We start from the raw sequence: 18,166 nt of genomic DNA, 5'->3' as shown, positions 1-18,166 counted from the left end.
CGCACCCTCATAAGATAAAACCTGAGAAAATCCCGATAAATCCGCCAAAAACGCCTCCCCATACCACTAGCCATCCAAGATGGTTATGAATAATCTTGTGAGTGATCTCTTTTATCACTTCTGGTGAAAGCTGTTCCAATCTCTTATCTACCAGCTCCTCGACTTGGTTGACGACGGCTGCACCAATTTCTGGTTCGGTTAGGCTCAGTACTAAAGACTCCTGAAAATCTTTGTTTTGGACAAAATCAATCAGCGATGTGCGTATTGTATCGGTAACAGATTCACGGAATGTCTCCAAAACCGCCTCCCCGCCAGCCATGGCGATTAGATGGCCCAAAGGTCCCTCTTTTCCGGCAGTGATAAAAGAGTCAAACATCGGATCTAAATCCAGCTTGTTGATAACAACAGTCAATTTCTCACCCATTCCATCCGTTTCTTTTGTCTTACCCTTAATGTAGTTAGTGACGTTTTCTGATGAAAAAAACTGACCTAAAATCATTGTTTTTCCGCTGTTTCGGATCTCCATGAAACGGTTTTGAACAACACCGGAGCCGTAGAGACCTGGTACCTTTTCAAATAGCATATGTACCGCAAGCAAATTGGTTAAGGCGCCGGATAGTGCAAAAATTCCACAATATGTGGCGATTTTATTGTCTAGCACTAATCCGGTGACAAATAAGGTGAGAGCGATGAGGTTAGTTATTGTGCTTTTGTTCATTGTTCGTCCATGTCTTGAAGTGGTCTACCCAAACAGGCTCAAGATAACCCTCAGTGTGAGTTTGCCGATATTATCCATGCATCATGATATAAGCTGCGACTGCAACCTATTTTCCAGAGCAACTGACTCTTAAGCAGAAACACCAGCGCTTTTGGGATATGTGAGCTCTTATTGTAAGTCTGAAAAGTGTAGGCAAACCTTTTGATAGAGACCAAATTGAATGAGAATAATTTCAAAATAGTATCGATTGTAAATTTACACCGTTGTCACTTCTTATAAATTCTTAAATCTAAATCAAAGCCACTTGAGGTAAACCGCTAACATTGGCTGCCGCTTATTTCGACAAAGGAATGAACAAATAATGCGTATATTTTTGATCTTGATTGCCTTTACGATGTTTCTCACTGGTTGTGCGGGCCACAAAGGATTTCATGTAAAAAATCTGGCGAAGACAGATATGGACATGGTCGCTGACATACACGTTGACAGAGTACGTGAACTGTCAAAAGTACTTACAGTGAAGCTGTACAAAAGAAATCCCCGCGAGTTGGCAAAAGTAGAGGGTATGACAGTTGAAAACCGTCTCACTCAGCTTTTAGACATAGAGCGAAAAGGCGGCTTTGAAGAACTTGGAGGCGCTGATGGTAGTGATGCATTAATACTTGCCTTTACTGATGGGTTCAGTGGTGATCGTGTGTTTGCATTGATGGCTGGCATTACGGGCATGCTAAATAAAACATACCAAAACCGCTCTGAATTTTTCATTCCTGACTCGATTGACCAACAAAAACTGTATGACAGTGCGCGTAACCTTGAAATAGTTGCCTGGTTATTAAACACCCGGAAGACTAAGCAGGGTGAGATGATGATCATGTCGAATGGCTACACAGAAGACGGGACACCTAACCTGAGTTACGAGCGGGTTCTGAGTCAGATGATCTTAATTCAAGATATGATGGCGACAATGGTGTCGGACAGCACAAACCGTTCTATAAATAAAGTGGTACACAGTGTTGCTTCTCTGACATTTTTCCCGATTTAAATGTCTTAAGGGCGGTGGAGAATGTTCACATAACAACGAGGTCTGTTTTGGACGAAAGCGGAACGACGGTAGAGAGTTTTGTCGAAACGACGATCAGATACCACAGCGTGTGGAGTTTGTGGTCCGTGAGCGGCTGGGTGTTATGCAATTCTGCATTTTATCAGGATACAGATGTGATTCCTTTCTGGACGTCGGAAGCTGATGCAGCTCAACACTGTAATGGGGAGTGGAGAGCGTTCAAGCCTGAGAAAATAGAGTTAGAAGAGTTCATCAATGTTTGGCTCCCTGATCTCGCCAAAGATGACGTTTTACTCGGGGTTGAATGGGATGAAGCTTTAAATGGTATTGAGTTAGAGGCCGAGGAGCTCGCCGTCATTTATCAAAAATACTTCTCAGTGTCACATTAGTTCAACGGTAGCTCTTGCTCACCTCCTTATTTGTATCTTCTGATCAAGCCAATCTTCGGGTCACCTCTGCAGCACCCTCAAATCCTCAGTAAATGTGCGAACATACCTTATTTGTAAACTAAATGTTACACTTGATATGCATGTAATTGTGTTTTGAATGATGCTCCAGACTGGCGGTCAGTTGTTGCCCTTGCTATTCGTCATTAAGACAAGGAGGCAACGACATGACAGATGGTAAAGCATATAACCCTATGGGGACGGATGGTTTCGAATTCGTGGAATTCTCGGCACCCACCCAAAAGGGCGTCAACGAATTGAAGCGGTTATTTGAATCTTTAGGGTTTGCTGAAATAGCGGTACACAAACATAAAGCCGTTTGGCTTTTTCGACAGGGGGACATTAACTTTATTGTTAATGGCGAAACTCAATCGCAGGCTGAAGACTTCGCTTCTTTGCACGGGGCCAGTGTCAATGCGATGGCGTTTAGGGTAAATGATGCTCAAAGCGCACTGGAACATGCTCTCTCGAACGGCGCGACAATAGCAGAAGTGAAGTGCGGCCCGATGGAATTACATATTCCAGCAATAATGGGCATTGGTGGTTCTTACCTTTACCTCGTTGATCGATATGGTGAGAAAGAAATTTACGATGTTGATTTCAACTACCATCCAGATTGGCGGGCGAGATTGAAAGCGCATGAAGCTGGCCTGTGTGTCATTGATCATCTCACACATAATGTTGAACAAGGCCATATGGACACTTGGTCTGCCTTTTACCATGATATCGCTAACTTTAAGGAAATTCGATACTTTGATATTGAAGGGAAGCAGACGGGCTTAAAGTCTCGGGCACTCACTGCGCCGTGTGGCAAGATTCGAATCCCAATTAATGAGTCGAGTGATGACAAATCGCAAATAGCGGAGTATCTCAGAGAATATAAGGGAGAGGGGATCCAGCATATCGCCTTATCGACCTTCGATATTTATCACACGGTAAAAGCACTTCGCGCATATGGCGTATCATTCATGGACACACCTGACACCTATTATGAAGCTATCGATCAGCGGGTAGGTGGTCACAATGAGTCTGTTGCTAGCCTTCGGGAGCTCCGTATTCTTATCGATGGCAATGCAGAGCAGGGAATGTTATTGCAGATTTTCACTGACACAGTTATTGGGCCAGTCTTTTTTGAAATTATCCAACGCAAAGGTAACCAAGGATTTGGTGAGGGTAATTTTAAGGCGCTGTTTGAGTCAATTGAGCGTGATCAGATTAGACGCGGTGTGTTGGATGATGCCAGTTAACTGTAATGATCGCGGAATTAACAGAATGAAACCGACAACGTATATTTTATTTGTTTGAGTGAGTCAGACATAGTTCATCAAATAAGTGCTCAGATTATTGTTTAGCGATATTTGCTGATGATTTTTTCAAGTTGTCCGTTTAATCGCATCTCTGCAAGCTTGATGTCAAAGAATTGCTGAATTTCGCTGTCCAGGTTGGGGGAGTAGGAAAGATATATACCGTAATCAGGGACGATTTCAGAGAGCGAGTAGAGCCGAAAGTCATCTATATTTCTGTCGCTTTTTCTCAGGTTATATTTAATCCTTATGTCCATTTCAACAAATCCTGCAAGTCTCGGGCGCTGGCTCTCTACCAGCGCAAAGGCCGATTTGTAAGTTTTTACATGAATGGGGCTGATTATCCCGCTCTGGATAAAGCGCTCCAAACCCGGATAGTCAAAGCCAAAAAGCAAAATAACATGGCTCTTCTCAAGATCATCTGGTCCGTCAAAAGTGAAGGTATTGTCAGAATAGGTCAGTAGGCTGTGTTGAACTGTCATAATTGGCGTTGATGACAAGTTTGACGATTGTATTCCTGCCCATATTGGACTGCCGTAGACTATCCAGTTTTTACTTTTGTTATTTTCCAGATAAGCAAGCATGCGTTTGAAAGGCAGTACGTGGGGGGTGACACGGTGCTCTGTGCCGCGAACAGCTTCTTGAATGATGTCACTGACAATACCGCTGTGCCTGCTGCGGTCGTCAACAATTTGGAACGGCTCGGCTTGATCCTTTATGACAAAATAATCAATTTCCCATGCAGAAATGGGGAAACTGGCCGATAACAAAAAAGCCAGAAAACTAAATTTATAGAGTGTTAAATTAATGAACTGGTTTAACATTTATCTATCTTTTTTCGACTTATTCAGGCCCGAATGTACAAGATTATGTATATTGTTTATACAGCGTATCAGTAAATTGGTCTTTTCATGACATCAGAGAGCAAAAAAATAAGAGCGTCATCAAGTATTGCCACTCGGCTCGCATCAAGAATTATTGCTATCTCTACTCTGATCACTGTTCTTATCAGTTCTGTTGTTCTTTATATCGATTATCGATCAAGGATAAACGATATCTCACAGACGGCCTTATCTATTAAAGAGACATCCCTTGAAGGAATCGCAAATAGCGTCTGGAGTAAAGATGACGAGCTGTTAACTGTTCTGGCTGATGGATTAATGAAGCAACCCGATCTCTCTCATCTGACGGTTACAGAATACAATAGCATTTACCTCAGCAAAGGACAGTCATCTACACACAACCCTATTCGATTTGAATGGGACTTGAGTCGAGAAGAGTTTGGTGAAACAGTTCACTTTGGCAAGCTCACTCTTGAATTTACCCGACTGAATATAAAAGGGCAGTTAGCTGAGCGGTTCATGTTCATTTCAATGTTCATGGGGCCAGCTGTTCTTTTATTGGCGGGGATCGTATTTCTTATTGTGTATAAGGAAATCGTAAGGCCAATTACTAATTTAGCGCAGGTAATAAATCGATTTGATGATGAAAATGTACCCGCGAGAGCACTGGTGCCTTTGCGTCAAATGGGCCATGAGCTTGCTGTACTTTACCGCGTGTATAACGAGAGTGTTGACAAGGTACGAGCCTACAACCGCGAAATTACTGAGGCAAAGCTGTCTGCCGAGCGGGCAAATCTGAAAAAAAGTGAATTTCTCGCCAATATGAGCCATGAAATACGGACGCCAATGAATGGGATCACAGGCATGGCATCGCTTTTGAAAAACTCCAGCCTCACGAAAGAACAAGCAGAGTTTGTCGAAATGTTAGAGACCTCCTCGACATCACTGTTAGAGGTGATCAATGACATATTAGATTTTTCAAAAATTGAAGCGGGTAAATTTGAGCTGGCACATCGTGAGTTTCACTTGTCTGAGCTGGCGCGGGATCTGGAAAGGTTGTTTAAACTTCCGGCTAAAAATAAATTAATTAACTTCAACTGCCATGTTGATGCCCGTCTCTCTCGTTTTGTAGAGGGTGATTCGTCACGGTTGCGTCAGGTAATGATCAATTTGGTCGGTAATGCGCTCAAGTTTACAGAGCAAGGAACCGTAGAAATTGATATCTCCTTGTTGAAGCAAGAGGCTGGAACCTACGTAGTACAGTTTTCTGTGAGAGATACGGGAATCGGGATTCCTGGCAGTAAACAGCAGCTTATTTTCGAAAAATTTGAGCAGGCAGATGGGAGCCTTAGCCGAAATCATGGTGGAACAGGTTTAGGGCTGGCGATTTCAAGTCAAATCGTTGAGCTCATGGGAGGTCATCTTGCTGTCGAGAGTGTATTGGGTGTAGGCAGTAGATTCTTTTTTTCCGTCGAATTTTCTGTTGTTGAAAAGCCTTTAACAATAACAAACCAGACATCAATCTGCGTCAATCCTAAGCGAATACTATTGATTGCATCTGATCCTCTTGAGATACGCATTATGACAACACAGTTAAATACCATAGGGTGCCAAGCTGTGTGTTTCTCGAATAAAGATGAAGTCACTGCATGGCTGCATCAGAATCAGTCATTAGGCTGTTTTGACTTGATTATTTTCGATGAAGAGTTTCCTGGGATGTCTCCCTTAGAATTAAATCAATCATTGCAGCAAACATTCAATAACGGCTGTCCACCATTAATTATGCTCACCAACAAACTTGGTGATACGCACATTGAATCGCCAGAGCGGTCACTTTTTTCCAGCTACATAAGAAGACCGTATAACTCTGAGGTGCTAAAGAGCACACTCTCCAAAGTTCTCAATAACTGCTCTGCAAAATCGACAACACAAATACATACCAGCATTGTAAAAGACGCGTCCCGTTTTAATGGGTATACAGGAAGGGTATTGGTGGTAGAAGATACCCTCATTAACCAGAAGGTGACTGAAGCAATGCTGCATCGTCTCGGGGTAGAGGTCGAACTTGCCGCAAATGGTCAGATTGCCTGTGAGCTTTTTGAAGAAAAACACTACGACTTGATATTTATGGATTGTCAGATGCCAATCATGGATGGGTACAGCGCCACATCTGCTATAAGAGCTTATGAGGCGCGTCAGTCTGTCAACACGCACACGCCGATTATTGCGCTAACAGCAAATGCGACCGAAGAGTTTCGTCTACAGTGTTTGCTCTCTGGCATGGATGATTACGTCGCTAAGCCAGTCTATAAGGGTGAGCTGGAAAGGGTATTGCGACTGTATCTTGTGACAAAACGTCCAGCAGGGGCACACTGACTTGTTGCGAGTTAGCAACATTCAAATTAACATGCATGCCGACCGTGTTTAACGCCCACGTTGAACACTGCCTATTTTCCCCTCAATAATCCCTATAGTTCATACGCTTAAGTGTGACTTGAATCTAATTTTAAATCGGATTTTTGAACCTAATATCTTTGAGCTGGTCTGCTTATATCGATATGCATACTTAACATAGTGGTTACAATTGGTGACATGAATCTAGATATTTAACATGAAACGCGATTTGTGTTTTCAGTTTGTAATCATGATGTGAATCGCATTATTTAATTGATTGCTAATGATCCTATTGAGAATTTAAATCGGTAGAAATTCAATTGAAGCTCAAAATATAAACAGATAAATAGTTATTGCTCTAAATAATGGTCATAAATTAACATTTGATTTGATCTTCCTCCAAAAACACCCTCCAGTATCACAACTCTTATGAAATTTAGAAGTGTGATTTTTACCGAAAGTTAACTTCTCTGCATTTCATTAGGCTCGTTTGCTAACCATATGTCTCAGTGATAAACCTATTCCTGCAACACATTCCAATTGGATAAAAATAGAAACAGGAACGTTTTATTATGAACAAGAAGTTATTAGCAGTAGCAATCCCGGCAGCACTGTTCGCAGGAAGCGCAAGTGCATACGAAGTCGTAACGAGCGAAAAAACCACTGTTGCATTGTCTGGTAAAGTTGGTGCCGAGTATAAAGTGGTTGATTCTTATGAAGAGAATGCAACTGAGAGCACTCGTAAAGAGACAAACAGTGTAACCGAGGGTACTGGTACACTGAAAGTTGAAGTTAAGCACGCGCTCAACGATACAACCGACGCACTTGGTGGCATTTCATTTGATCTTGAAAGTGGTGACTCTCTGGCTGCTGGTGGTCGTTACATAGGCGTTTCTTTGGTCGGTGGCGAACACGTTCTGAAATATGGTGAAGTTGACCTGGTTGAAGGTGTTGGCCCAGTTGCTATTGATTATGACGAACTGAACGATGGTGAAAACGTTATCCGCTACACTTTTAGCAATGACACAGTTACAGTGGATACGTCGTTCGATGATGCTTCTACAGTCGAGACTACTAAGCAAAAACTTAAAGCTGGTACTACCGAGCTTGAAGACGTTGTAACAAAGACCGACAAAGCACGAGTAGTAGCGGTTAGCGCCACTTTCGATGTATCTAATTTTGAAGTTAGCGTTGGCCACAACGAAGCTAAAAATGCAGATACTACAAAACATCAGAAAGGCACTGGTCTTACAGTAAAAACTGATGTTGCAGGTTTTACTGTTGATGCGGGTTACGCTTCTCTGACTACTTCTGAAGACAAAAAAGATGATGTAACAAAGACAGGTCTGAAAGGTGGTGTTGAATACGTTCTTGACGCTCTGACACTGAGTGGTAGCTACAAAGTGGTAGATACCGACAGTTCTGATGTTGATGAGAAAACAACAGAACTGGGTGCTGAGTACAAACTTGACAAGTGGACGTATAACGCTGACTTGACTCTGGTTGATAATGGCAATGCTGATAAGCAAACTGCTAAACTGGCTGCCAAGTATGAGTTCACAGACAGCTTCAATGTTTCAGCGTCTTACGAATCTGTAAATGCTGATGTAGCAACAGACGACGAGACTACTTATCTGGTAGGCGCAGAGCTGACTTGGTAATAAGCAATTAAATAGAGCATTAAACTTCACACTGCTTTTAAAAGCCTGTTCTCGGACAGGCTTTTTTGCTGTTTGAACGGTTCATAAGTAGAAGGGGAGCTGTTGCTCACCTTTGTCTTCACAATCTCCGCATTTTCTGTGGCATAGACAATAAATTGACATTCGCACTCTAATAAAATCAATGCGTTAAAAATATGATGGAATCATAAAGTGACATTATTAACCATCATAGTGTGACATTTTATCTATGACCCCATTGAGCGAATATTTAGTATGTAAAAAACTTACTAACAGATTTTCATAATCGTCTGACTCAAGATTGGGTGATTTCGGGTTACTCAACATTTCAGACACGCAACGCAAACAGAGGTTGTTCATCAGTTTTTTATGCAAGTCTGTGGCTACGAAAAAAGGAACTGGCATATTAGATGCCCGTATTCAAGATTCTAAAATTAGTAGATTTTTTAGTATGTCGCGCTCTCCTGTCATGCATTTTAACACTTTCCTGAGACAACAAAATTCCTCGCTGATGTATAGCGTGATCTGAGCGAAAAAAAGCTCTCGCTATCAAGAAGAAACTCGTCGAATTTCTTGGCGAGCTGGCTTATTGATTTTTCACGTTTCCTTTCACATCTGTTTCACAACCACTGACATAACGTAGCCCTATTCTTCAGAAAGTGGTGAACCCTATGTCAGGTCAAATTGAATTAACGAATCTCGGTCAGTCGTTTTGTATGAATGGTGCAAACGTGAACCTGTTTGAAGGTCTGAACTTAACCATTCATCAGGGGCAGTCCTACGCCATTACCGGGCCGTCAGGTGCCGGAAAGTCCAGTCTTCTGATGCTGGTCTCCGGGTTGGAAAGTCCGTCGTCGGGGCAGGTAAATTACGTCTCGGGCGGACAAACCCGTTCGCTTGATAGTATTCGTGAGAGCGTTGGTTTTATCTTTCAGCAATTTCATTTGTTACCCGAGTTAACAGCGCTTAATAACGTTGCTTTGCCCTTGAAACTGAGAGGGGACAAGCAAGCGATTGAGAAGGCTAAAACCTGGCTTAACAAAGTGGGTTTGGGCCACCGCCTGAATCACAAACCACAGCAAATGAGTGGCGGTGAACAGCAACGTGTGGCGATCGCCAGAGCATTAGTATTTGAGCCAAAGTTTATTTTTGCCGATGAGCCTACGGGCAATTTAGACCAGAAAAGTGCAACCGATATTGCCGACCTTCTGTTTGCCTGTTGCCGCGAACATGGTGCGGGATTGGTTGTGGTGACGCACAGTAATACCTTGGCTCGCAGGGCGTCACATCAGTTTATGCTCAGTGATGGTCGATGTGATGCGGTCTCTCACTCATATGTTGAGGAGGTGAGCGCATGAAAGGCATGACGTTGGCGTGGCTTCTGTTTAATGAAGAAAGGAAAGAAAAACATCATCGATATTTTAGCTGGGTGCAAGGCTTGTTGATGGTATTCATTGTGACACTGAGTCTGGCCAGTGAAAATATTCAGTACTACTTGCAAGATAACCTTAGAAACCTTCTTGGTGCAGATGCTGTGATCTCCCAGCCGAATGCGTTAACCCCTGAACATCAGGAGTATCTGACTGAACTCAGTGAAAAGATGGTGGTGACGCGTCAGGTCGACACCACGCTGCTCCATGATGGGAGCTGGCAACGGACAAAGCTAAAAGCCGTGGGTGAGGGCTATCCGTTACAAGGCCAACTTAAGATAGCAACGGCGCTGAATGGTGAAGGTGTGGCGGCTTCGGTAGGCCCAGAATCCGGAAATATTTGGCTTGATGAGCGCTTGTTTAACAGTTTATCGCTAAACATTGGCGATGCCGTGGTGTTATCAGAAAAGCGTTTCGTTGTTTCACAGATCCTGCTGCACGAACCTGACCGGATAACTGAAGGGTACAGCTCTACTATGCGGGCGATGATCAATGCAAAGGATCTGGAACGCCTAAACTTTCCTCCAGAGCTGGTGCATTACCGTTATCTATTGGCGGGTGACAAGAAGCAGGTCAGCGATATTCTTTCTTGGCAAAAAGAGGTGTTGCCTGCCGCAGTGGTCAGTCACAGACAAGGCGCGCACCCTTTAGCGTTATTCTGGAAACGAACTGAAAACTTCTTTGGTCTGATGTCTATCATCTTGTTCTTTATGGCTGCAATCGCCATTGAGCAATTGATGCAGCTGAGTATGAAGAAGGAAAAGTACTTCACCGCAGTATGCATGAGCCTTGGCTCTACACGCAGTGTTGGTCTTAAAATATCGCTGCTGAAGTGGTTTTTCAGCCTGATCATGATTATTCCCTTTGTGTTGGTCATTTCTGCCGCCTGCCACTGGCTGATTATCGACTGGATGCAGTCAACATTCAGCGATTTACAATGGCATTGGGATACAAGTGTGGCCTTGTCCTCTCTCGCCGCCGTAACCTTTATATTGATGGTTTTCCAACTGCCTGTGTGGATTGCAATCACCCAAAGCTCAGTCGCCAGACTGCTCAACGATGTGAAAAAAGACAAAGGCTTTTGGATGACCAAGCTCAGTGCTGTCGCAGTATTTTGTCTTGTTGCCTGGGTGTATTCAGACAACGGTTTGTTGACGGCGATGATGTTGGGGGCACTTGCGTTAAGTGTTGTGTTGATGGTGACCAGCAGTTGGGCGGTACTGACAGTCGGTGAAAAAGTCTCGCAGCCATTTTCTGGATTAGTGCCTTTCACGCTCTTTATGATGAAGCAACGTTTGCTGACGAAAAGCACCCAAATTCTGGGTGTCGGCCTTTGTGCTTTCTTGCTGCTTTTCACCCTGATGGTGCTTCGCGATTTGGGCGATACCATTGCATCCAATCAAAGAGTACACGACGGGAATGTGTTGATCTCTAAGGCAACCGAGTCACAGATGGCCGATATTACGCGTTGGGCCGATGAGCAGAATGTTGAAATCAGGCAGTCTAAACCGTTTGTTTTCGCCAAACTCCTCAAAGTGAATGGCGAAACACTGGATGAATACGCAGAGCAACCCAGCGAGAGTCTGGATACCATGAAGACGTCAATCAGACTTCATTGGTCTCAGGCTGTTCCGAGTAACAACCGGATCATCAAAGGGAGCTGGTGGAGTGAAAACAGTACTTGGGATCAAGTGTCGATAGAGTCAGAGGTCATGACGATTTGGGCTTACAAATCGGAGACAGGCTGACGTTCTTTGTTGGACAACAAGAGATAGCGTTCACCATTGCCGCAAGTCATGTCTATGGCGGGGCAGGCTCTATCACCTTCTGGGTGCAAATGCCTCCAGCCGCGTTGGCATATATTGATGCACCTAAATACATCATGGCCAGTATGGAGCTACCGAAAGATAAATGGTCGCAACTTGGCGAACTTTGGAAGAAACACCCAACGCTTCAGATGGTGACGATGAAGGAAATGACCGAGCGATTTGACGCCAATCTTGCCATGTTGACTGATGTCGTCAGCAGTTTTGCCCTGTTAATCAGCCTACTGGCCGGGATCGTTATCTTATCGTCTATTCATGCCTTGGAATCAGAAGAAAAGCGCAAGAACAGCATCATCATGAGTTTTGGCTTCAGCCGAAAAACCTGTCTGATGCTCAATGTCTTCGAATGGGTGATCACTGCGCTTACAGCGGCGTTTGGCTCGGTGGCAGGTGCGTATTTTGCGGGCTTAATGGTCTATCAGTCGCAGTTCTCATTGCCATACATACCTGACTTCATCTGGATGTTTGCAACGGTCGCCGTGATTTTAGTGTTGGTGGTCGGTACCGGTGTGTTGGCGAGCAGGCGAAACCTTGATACGTCAATCAGACATTTGATGGCAGAGGGGTAGTCACAGTGATGTCGGAATAAGGTTGCCAGTCTGGGTAACCTTATTCAAACCAATGATTGGGTGAGTGAAAGAGTCAGCACAATCGCGCTAACGGCCGCAATATCTTCAGTAAAGTTAGATTTATCAGTCAAATACCGTACAGTGAATCAGGCATTTTCAGCGCTTCCCGCATAAACCAAAGAGAGAAGGACATCATGACATCATCAATGCCAGCATTGCATGTGTTGCTGGTTGAAGACCAACAAGATATTGCCAGTAATGTTGCCGATTATATGGAAGAAAAAGGGCATGTCTTTGATTTTGCCGTTGAAGGGAAGCATGGGCTTGAGCTGGCACTCAGCGAGTACTACGACCTGGTCATTCTCGATCTTAATCTTCCCCTGATGGACGGACTGGAAGTTTGTAAACAGCTTCGTGAGAAATCAGCGCGCCATATACCGATATTAATGCTGACAGCACGAGACAGCATTGATGATAAGGTCACAGGCTTCTCTGTGGGCGCAGATGATTACCTGACAAAACCTTTCTCACTGCAAGAACTGGAAGTCAGATGTCTGGCGCTTTCCCGCAGGCACCTGCTTCAGACGCAGGATGTGATGACACTTGGTCCTTTGAGTGTAGACAGAAAACGGAAGCAGATAACGCGCGACGGCAAGCCACTCGCCCTACATTCCATGGGGTATAAAATTGTCACCATCCTTGCCGAGGCATTTCCACAGGTTGTTACTCGGTCTGAGCTTTCCCGCAAAATCTGGGGTGATCAGCCCACGGAGTCAGATGCAATACGCTCTCATATTTATCAGCTGCGCGCTGTGCTGGATAAGCCCTTCGATTACCCGCTCTTGAAGACGGTTCATGGCGTTGGCTTTACGCTCGATATTGATTCCGAGAAAGCGACACACTGATGAAACAAACCAAATCAAAATTTACCAGCCTGCGCCGACGCATCATGACGCAGTTTTGTCTGTTCGCCCTCGTCTTGTCAGCAGTATATGGGGCGATCGCGTTTGTCTTGATGTGGACTCTCGAAGACAGCTTTATTGAGCGGGAAATTACCCATGAAGCTGAGTATTTGCAGCGAGGCTTTAAGCAGCAGGGACAATGGCCAGTGCCCCGTAACGGTTACATGACGCTATATTTTTCTGTCACGGAGCTTCCTGATGACATCCGTGATACGGTCATCCGCGTCCCTAATCAACGTGAATTTTTCGGTGCCGATAAACGTCACTATCACTTGTATCGCTTTCCTGATGCTCCTAATACATTTTTGGTTTCTGAAGTCAGTAAAATGCTGATAGTACGGTATATGACTAACGATGTGCTGTGGTTTATGGGGTTCAGCGGTGTTGTTGTGTCATTGATCGCTTGCCTGATTGCATGGTTTATCAGCCGGAAAACCATTCGTCCACTAAGGCAGTTGGTTCAAGTCGTTGGTGGAGCGGATCCGAATGCCTTACCCCGAAGGTTTGCCGATCAATTTCCAAATGACGAGGTAGGGATTCTGGCTGATTCGTTAGAACAATCAATGCAGAGAATTGCCACGACCTTGGAGCGCGAGCGTTGCTTCACCCGAGACGTGAGCCACGAATTGAGAACACCGCTGGCTATTATCAAGAATGCAGTGGAAGTGCACCGTATTCGAAAAGGAAGTGACCAGAATGTCGTGATTGAACGCATTGCTGATGCCGCTATTGCAATGGAAAAAACAGTCGAGACGTTGCTTGTGCTAGCCCGAGAGGAACATACCCAAGCAAAGAAGGAAACATTCAATGTAATGCCATTGGTTGAAAAATCTGTTGTCGGTAATGCCCACCTTCTTGAGGGAAAAAAAGTGGAGGTAGAGATTGACGATAGCTGCAACCGCGAAATTTTCGCGCAATCCGGTATGCTGATGGTGTTGCTGAATAACTTGCTTGGTAATGCGTTCCAATACACTCAATCTGGACGTGTTGAGGTGTTTTTCAGTGGGAATCAGCTCGTTGTGCAAGACACGGGGTGTGGTATTGAGCCTGCCATTTCAGACAATATTATGGAGCCCGCTGTGAAAGGAAGCCAAAGCACAGGCTTTGGTTTTGGTTTATCGATTGTAAAGCGTTTGTGCGAGCATCAGGGCTGGATGCTTAGTGTTGAAAGTCAGCAGGGCACGAGAGTCTCAGTGTCTGTTTGTGATTAACTATCGCTTTGTCTTCAATGCGGCATGTGAATGCCGCATAAACCCGTTTATTTTTTCAACGTATCACCCTGATAAGTAAAATTAGAAAAAGTGTCGTGGGAAACCTCATCGAATTTTGAAAAAAGAGCGTAGGTCCCTTTCATTCTCAACGCGTTCTTTTTGGGTAAAATAGCTTGGTTAATAGCTTGAAATTCAAACGTCATTAAAAAGTCAGAAACACTGGCACCAAACATGGGAGAGAATTTATCAATATTTTTTATGTCGATGGCTTCAATAAATTTAAGGTTCTTATTGTAAACCAGTGAGCCTTTTAATTTACTGCTGGCATCGTCACCGAGTTGTTCAAGGTGAACATCAAAGGTCGCGTTCAATTTCTCATCGCTTTCACTTTTATACGTTAATGTTTCGAGAGAAATGATGTCACTGAGTGAAACAACGAGATTGTTATCTTCACTTTCTTTGCTCGTCCTTCTCTTTGCTGCAAAATCTTCGCGTTCTTCCTCCGTTGGCGCGGCTCCGTTAATCTCAATCAGAGTCCACCTTTCACTTATGCTGCTGTTCGGGTTAAAGCGCTCTATGCTTGTTGATTCGTCACCTTCTTCGTTTTCGTAACGCGAAACCTGATACGCCCATTTATCACGAGATGCCTGCTGATATCGATTTAATGCCTGGCTGATTGTTGTTTGTATTGCTACCCTGTCTGTCGCCCAATGAGACAGATCAGTGTGTTCATTGGCATTAGCAGAAAACGTCCATCCTGTTGCTACGAAGAGTAACCAAAGTTTATGTTTCATCCTTCACCTCATCATGTTGATCAGAACAAAAATAAAGGGTGAGGTGTGAAATGAATGTGAACCGCCCGGGACAGTTTTTTGCACGATAAATAACAACGCTTATTGTACGAATCGCAGACATTACAAAGGACACTTTTGGGTCTATGACTCCGTTATGTGCCGAAAAAAAGTGGACTCAAGTATCTACAAGATGGACTTTTTAGCTATATATCATGGGTGTAATGTCGCTATGGCGGCAGTCAATGATGGAAGCTTTAGACATATAGCCATTCAACACCTTTGAGTCACAAGCTTATTTTCTCGAACATGTCCTAACTATTCGTTATCAAGTGTTCGTCATTGTCCGTTTCGAGAGCTCTCATACAGTTGTTTTTCACAGGCTGTGATGGTGAGTGTTCTGAGGAATGAGTTGTCTTCTTCGGATTTTGCAGGCCCCAATGATTATTAAACCAAAAGAAAAAGAATGGCACTCGGCCTTCTCGTCACAATGCAGTTGATGTATGCCAATGTTATTCGCTATTCGCTATTCGCTATTCGCTATTCGCTATTCGCTATTCGCTATTCGCTATCTGCTGTCATCAAGTGCTCTATATCGCGACCTAATATATGCTCTACATTAGCGGTAATTTTCTCTGCAGGCCAATCCCACCAAGTAAGCTGCAGCAAGCGTTCTATGGTTTCTGGTTCAAAGCGATGCTTGATCACTCTTGCTGGGTTTCCACCCATAGCAGCGCAGCGAGGAACATCTTTGGTCACGACTGATTTACTGCCAATAATGACACCATCGCCAATTGTTATGTTTGACATGAGGGGAAACCCCTTCAGTAGAAATCGGAGCCAGATAGACATTAGCCTAGACCGTATAAGGAAAAATTTTCTTTTTGGACGCATCTTTTAAGGGAATAAACGCCTAGAAATACATAATCCGCATGTTTGACAATAATTGAAGAGCCCTTTATATACTCTTTGACTATTTTTCAGGGGGCAAATATTCCAAATTGATAATTTTGAAATGGAACGTCAGTTAGCTGAATATAGTCGGTCTTCACATTTGAAATTGCTACAAAGAGCAATCTCAATCCTTCCTCACAAAGCATCCTATCTGTATCGTAGTAAGCCAGTTTTGATTTATATTGTTCAGCGCTAGCTTTAATCTGTAAAGGATCGATCTCATTAAATCCAAAATCACCAACTTGGTCAACCAATCTGTTAATTAAACTTACTTAATAACGCCTAGGTATTCGTCGCGACGTTCACCATCATTGATATCTGAAAACGAAAGAAAACTCATTACATGAAGTATGAAAAATACTAAAATTATGATACTGACTACATCCCATATAGCACTAAAATTATAAGAAGCTAAACAAAAACTAAATATAACTATTGACCATGGGTTGAAAGCCATCGACCATGAATTGACGACAGAAAGCATACGAGCTTTATGACTTTGTGGAATAGACCTGATTCTGAACGCCGAAATGTTTACGCCATACAAAACAATACCAATGCCTCCAGCAAACATTGATAATAGTGAAACCCAAACGTGGGTAGAAACACCAAATATAACCATAATAGCCATGAGAAAGAATCCAACCAATACCTGATTCGAATCTGATAATTTTCCTTTCATTTTTTTTATAAGGTACTTATTACAAATATACATGCCGGCTGCAAAAATCATATCGAGCAAGGCAATTAATTCTGGGAAAGCGAAGTGCCCTTGAAACGCTAGGTAAGGCATTACAATCATAAAGAAGGGGGTCAAAAATGAGTTGATACTTATTTGTGATAGTATCAAAAATCTCTCTATTCGAATTTTCCAGACTAAACCAATAAGCTTTATCTGAGATACGCTTTCATTTTTATGATCAATCTGTTTTTCAAATTTGTAGCTTGGTAACATTCGTAGTGCAGACCAGACTATGAGAGTGGCGGCTAAAAGGACAATAGCAGATATAAAAAGAGCTGTTAAAGAACCAAAGGAGATACTGAATAAAGCACCAAAAACAGGTGCAATAAACATTCTTGCAGATGCAAATATCCCGCCTAATCGTAAGGCGGTCTTTACTCTTGGTCCATAAGAATCATGAAGTAGCGCTCTTGAGTTAATAGGCGTCAGACCGGACATAAACCCAAGACTTACCACTATAAAAATAGATACTATTAGTGGTAATTCACCGAATAAGATAATAAATGCGGATAGCAGCGCAATGATACCAAGCAAATAAAGATAGCTTAGTTTAACGATCAATTTTCTATCAAACTTATCACTTAATCGGCTAGTGAATGGTGAGGAGTAAATATCAATTAAGCGAAAAAGAAAGTAAACAATCGCTGCGTTAGTAAAAGCGGTTTCTATGCTACTCCAAAGCATTGAGAAAACTGTTGAATTAAGTACAACTAAGTATAGGAAGTTTGAGAATAAATATTTCTCAATAGCTCTAATTCTCATTTACTCTCCATAATATAATCATAAAATTCTTCGCCGATTTTTAGATTTAGGTGCTCAGAAAAATATACTTCATACTCGCATATTACTTATGTATGCGCAATTTATTGAAGGCTAAATGACGCCTCTTTAATACCGTAGAAAGATGCGTTCATGTATTGCTGCTGTGTTTTGGGAGCCGCTGCACAGCCTACTAAACCGAGTATCAGAACGACGATTATTGTTTTCTTCTTCATTATTTATTCATGTACATGACAGTGCAGCGAAACCTAAAGTGTCCAATATAATTCCTACGATTTTTCCAATATAATTCAAGAGTGAAATTTGCGATCGTCTACACCCCTTGAATTCTCTCTTTTCTAAAGGATTGTCCAAAATCTATTGCAGGAAAAAATACCAAAATGTGAAATATGTATTGTTTTGGCCAAATTAGCCGACATCGATATTTACACAGTATAATTTTATCGGCTAATTACCCC

Annotated in this window: 16 protein-coding genes; 10 read left to right on the top strand and 6 right to left on the bottom strand. The window is 43.0% G+C overall.

The genetic code is table 11. From position 1 onward, the window contains the following. Positions 1-7: 7 nt before the first annotated feature. On the bottom strand, positions 8-718 hold the full coding sequence (locus A8L45_RS00080; RefSeq protein ID WP_068897958.1) for a hypothetical protein: 711 nt from the start codon (positions 716-718) through the stop codon (positions 8-10). 361 nt (positions 719-1,079) lie between these two features. Here A8L45_RS00080 and A8L45_RS00075 point away from each other — a divergent pair, with 361 nt between their 5' ends. The 3 genes from A8L45_RS00075 (at position 1,080) to hppD (ending at position 3,471) form a co-directional block, all read left to right on the top strand. Then, entirely contained in the window at positions 1,080-1,760 is a 681-nt protein-coding gene (locus tag A8L45_RS00075; RefSeq protein ID WP_068897956.1) for a hypothetical protein, read from the top strand. 47 nt (positions 1,761-1,807) lie between these two features. After that, a complete protein-coding gene (locus A8L45_RS00070; protein ID WP_068897954.1) occupies positions 1,808-2,167 on the top strand; it encodes a DUF2750 domain-containing protein in 360 nt (119 codons plus the stop codon). 224 nt (positions 2,168-2,391) lie between these two features. Beyond that, positions 2,392-3,471, top strand: coding sequence for a 4-hydroxyphenylpyruvate dioxygenase (gene hppD, locus A8L45_RS00065; protein ID WP_068897952.1), 1,080 nt, complete (start codon positions 2,392-2,394; stop codon positions 3,469-3,471). Positions 3,472-3,572: 101 nt separating this feature from the next. On the opposite strand, the gene A8L45_RS00060 is transcribed toward hppD, so the two are convergent. After that, the gene (locus tag A8L45_RS00060) at positions 3,573-4,352 is read right to left on the bottom strand and encodes a type 2 periplasmic-binding domain-containing protein (protein WP_068897950.1); all 780 of its coding nucleotides are present in this window, start codon (positions 4,350-4,352) and stop codon (positions 3,573-3,575) included. 87 nt (positions 4,353-4,439) lie between these two features. Between A8L45_RS00060 and A8L45_RS00055 the strand changes: the two genes are divergently transcribed. From A8L45_RS00055 to A8L45_RS00025, 7 genes are all read left to right on the top strand, one after another. Continuing rightward, positions 4,440-6,746, top strand: coding sequence for a response regulator (locus A8L45_RS00055; protein ID WP_068897948.1), 2,307 nt, complete (start codon positions 4,440-4,442; stop codon positions 6,744-6,746). A gap of 590 nt (positions 6,747-7,336) precedes the next feature. After that, entirely contained in the window at positions 7,337-8,425 is a 1,089-nt protein-coding gene (locus A8L45_RS00050; RefSeq protein WP_068897946.1) for a porin, read from the top strand. 689 nt (positions 8,426-9,114) lie between these two features. Beyond that, positions 9,115-9,801 (top strand): ABC transporter ATP-binding protein, encoded by a 687-nt coding sequence (locus A8L45_RS00040; RefSeq protein ID WP_068897942.1) that lies wholly within the window; start codon positions 9,115-9,117, stop codon positions 9,799-9,801. Beyond that, positions 9,798-11,621 carry an ABC transporter permease gene (locus tag A8L45_RS00035; RefSeq protein ID WP_139122259.1) on the top strand — a complete coding sequence of 608 codons (1,824 nt, stop codon included), beginning with the start codon at positions 9,798-9,800 and terminating at the stop codon, positions 11,619-11,621. The genes A8L45_RS00040 and A8L45_RS00035 overlap by 4 nt, the downstream gene beginning before the upstream one ends. Next, positions 11,594-12,268, top strand: a complete 675-nt coding sequence (locus tag A8L45_RS24090) for an FtsX-like permease family protein (protein ID WP_175401860.1) — start codon at positions 11,594-11,596, stop codon at positions 12,266-12,268. The genes A8L45_RS00035 and A8L45_RS24090 overlap by 28 nt, the downstream gene beginning before the upstream one ends. Before the next feature lie 194 nt (positions 12,269-12,462). Next, the gene (locus A8L45_RS00030) at positions 12,463-13,173 is read left to right on the top strand and encodes a response regulator transcription factor (protein WP_068897940.1); all 711 of its coding nucleotides are present in this window, start codon (positions 12,463-12,465) and stop codon (positions 13,171-13,173) included. After that, positions 13,173-14,441 (top strand): sensor histidine kinase, encoded by a 1,269-nt coding sequence (locus tag A8L45_RS00025; RefSeq protein WP_068897938.1) that lies wholly within the window; start codon positions 13,173-13,175, stop codon positions 14,439-14,441. Before A8L45_RS00030 ends, A8L45_RS00025 begins: the two co-directional genes overlap by 1 nt. 47 nt (positions 14,442-14,488) lie before the next feature. On the opposite strand, the gene A8L45_RS00020 is transcribed toward A8L45_RS00025, so the two are convergent. From A8L45_RS00020 to A8L45_RS25445, 4 genes are all read right to left on the bottom strand, one after another. After that, entirely contained in the window at positions 14,489-15,235 is a 747-nt protein-coding gene (locus A8L45_RS00020; RefSeq protein WP_068897936.1) for a hypothetical protein, read from the bottom strand. Between the two features lie 558 nt (positions 15,236-15,793). Further along, complete coding sequence (locus tag A8L45_RS24310) at positions 15,794-16,042, bottom strand: LbetaH domain-containing protein (protein ID WP_068897934.1); 249 nt, start codon at positions 16,040-16,042, stop codon at positions 15,794-15,796. Positions 16,043-16,454: 412 nt separating this feature from the next. Next, positions 16,455-17,690 (bottom strand): MFS transporter, encoded by a 1,236-nt coding sequence (locus tag A8L45_RS00005; protein ID WP_068897930.1) that lies wholly within the window; start codon positions 17,688-17,690, stop codon positions 16,455-16,457. 101 nt (positions 17,691-17,791) lie between these two features. Then, positions 17,792-17,923, bottom strand: a complete 132-nt coding sequence (locus A8L45_RS25445; protein ID WP_281181471.1) for a hypothetical protein — start codon at positions 17,921-17,923, stop codon at positions 17,792-17,794. Positions 17,924-18,166 lie beyond the last annotated feature (243 nt).

Origin of the sequence: Veronia pacifica (assembly GCF_001707825.1) — a bacterium.
GTDB classification, from domain to species: Bacteria; Pseudomonadota; Gammaproteobacteria; order Enterobacterales; family Vibrionaceae; genus Veronia; species Veronia pacifica.
The sequence above is the reverse complement of the archived record's forward strand: the minus strand, read 5'-3'. Positions and strand labels throughout refer to the sequence as shown.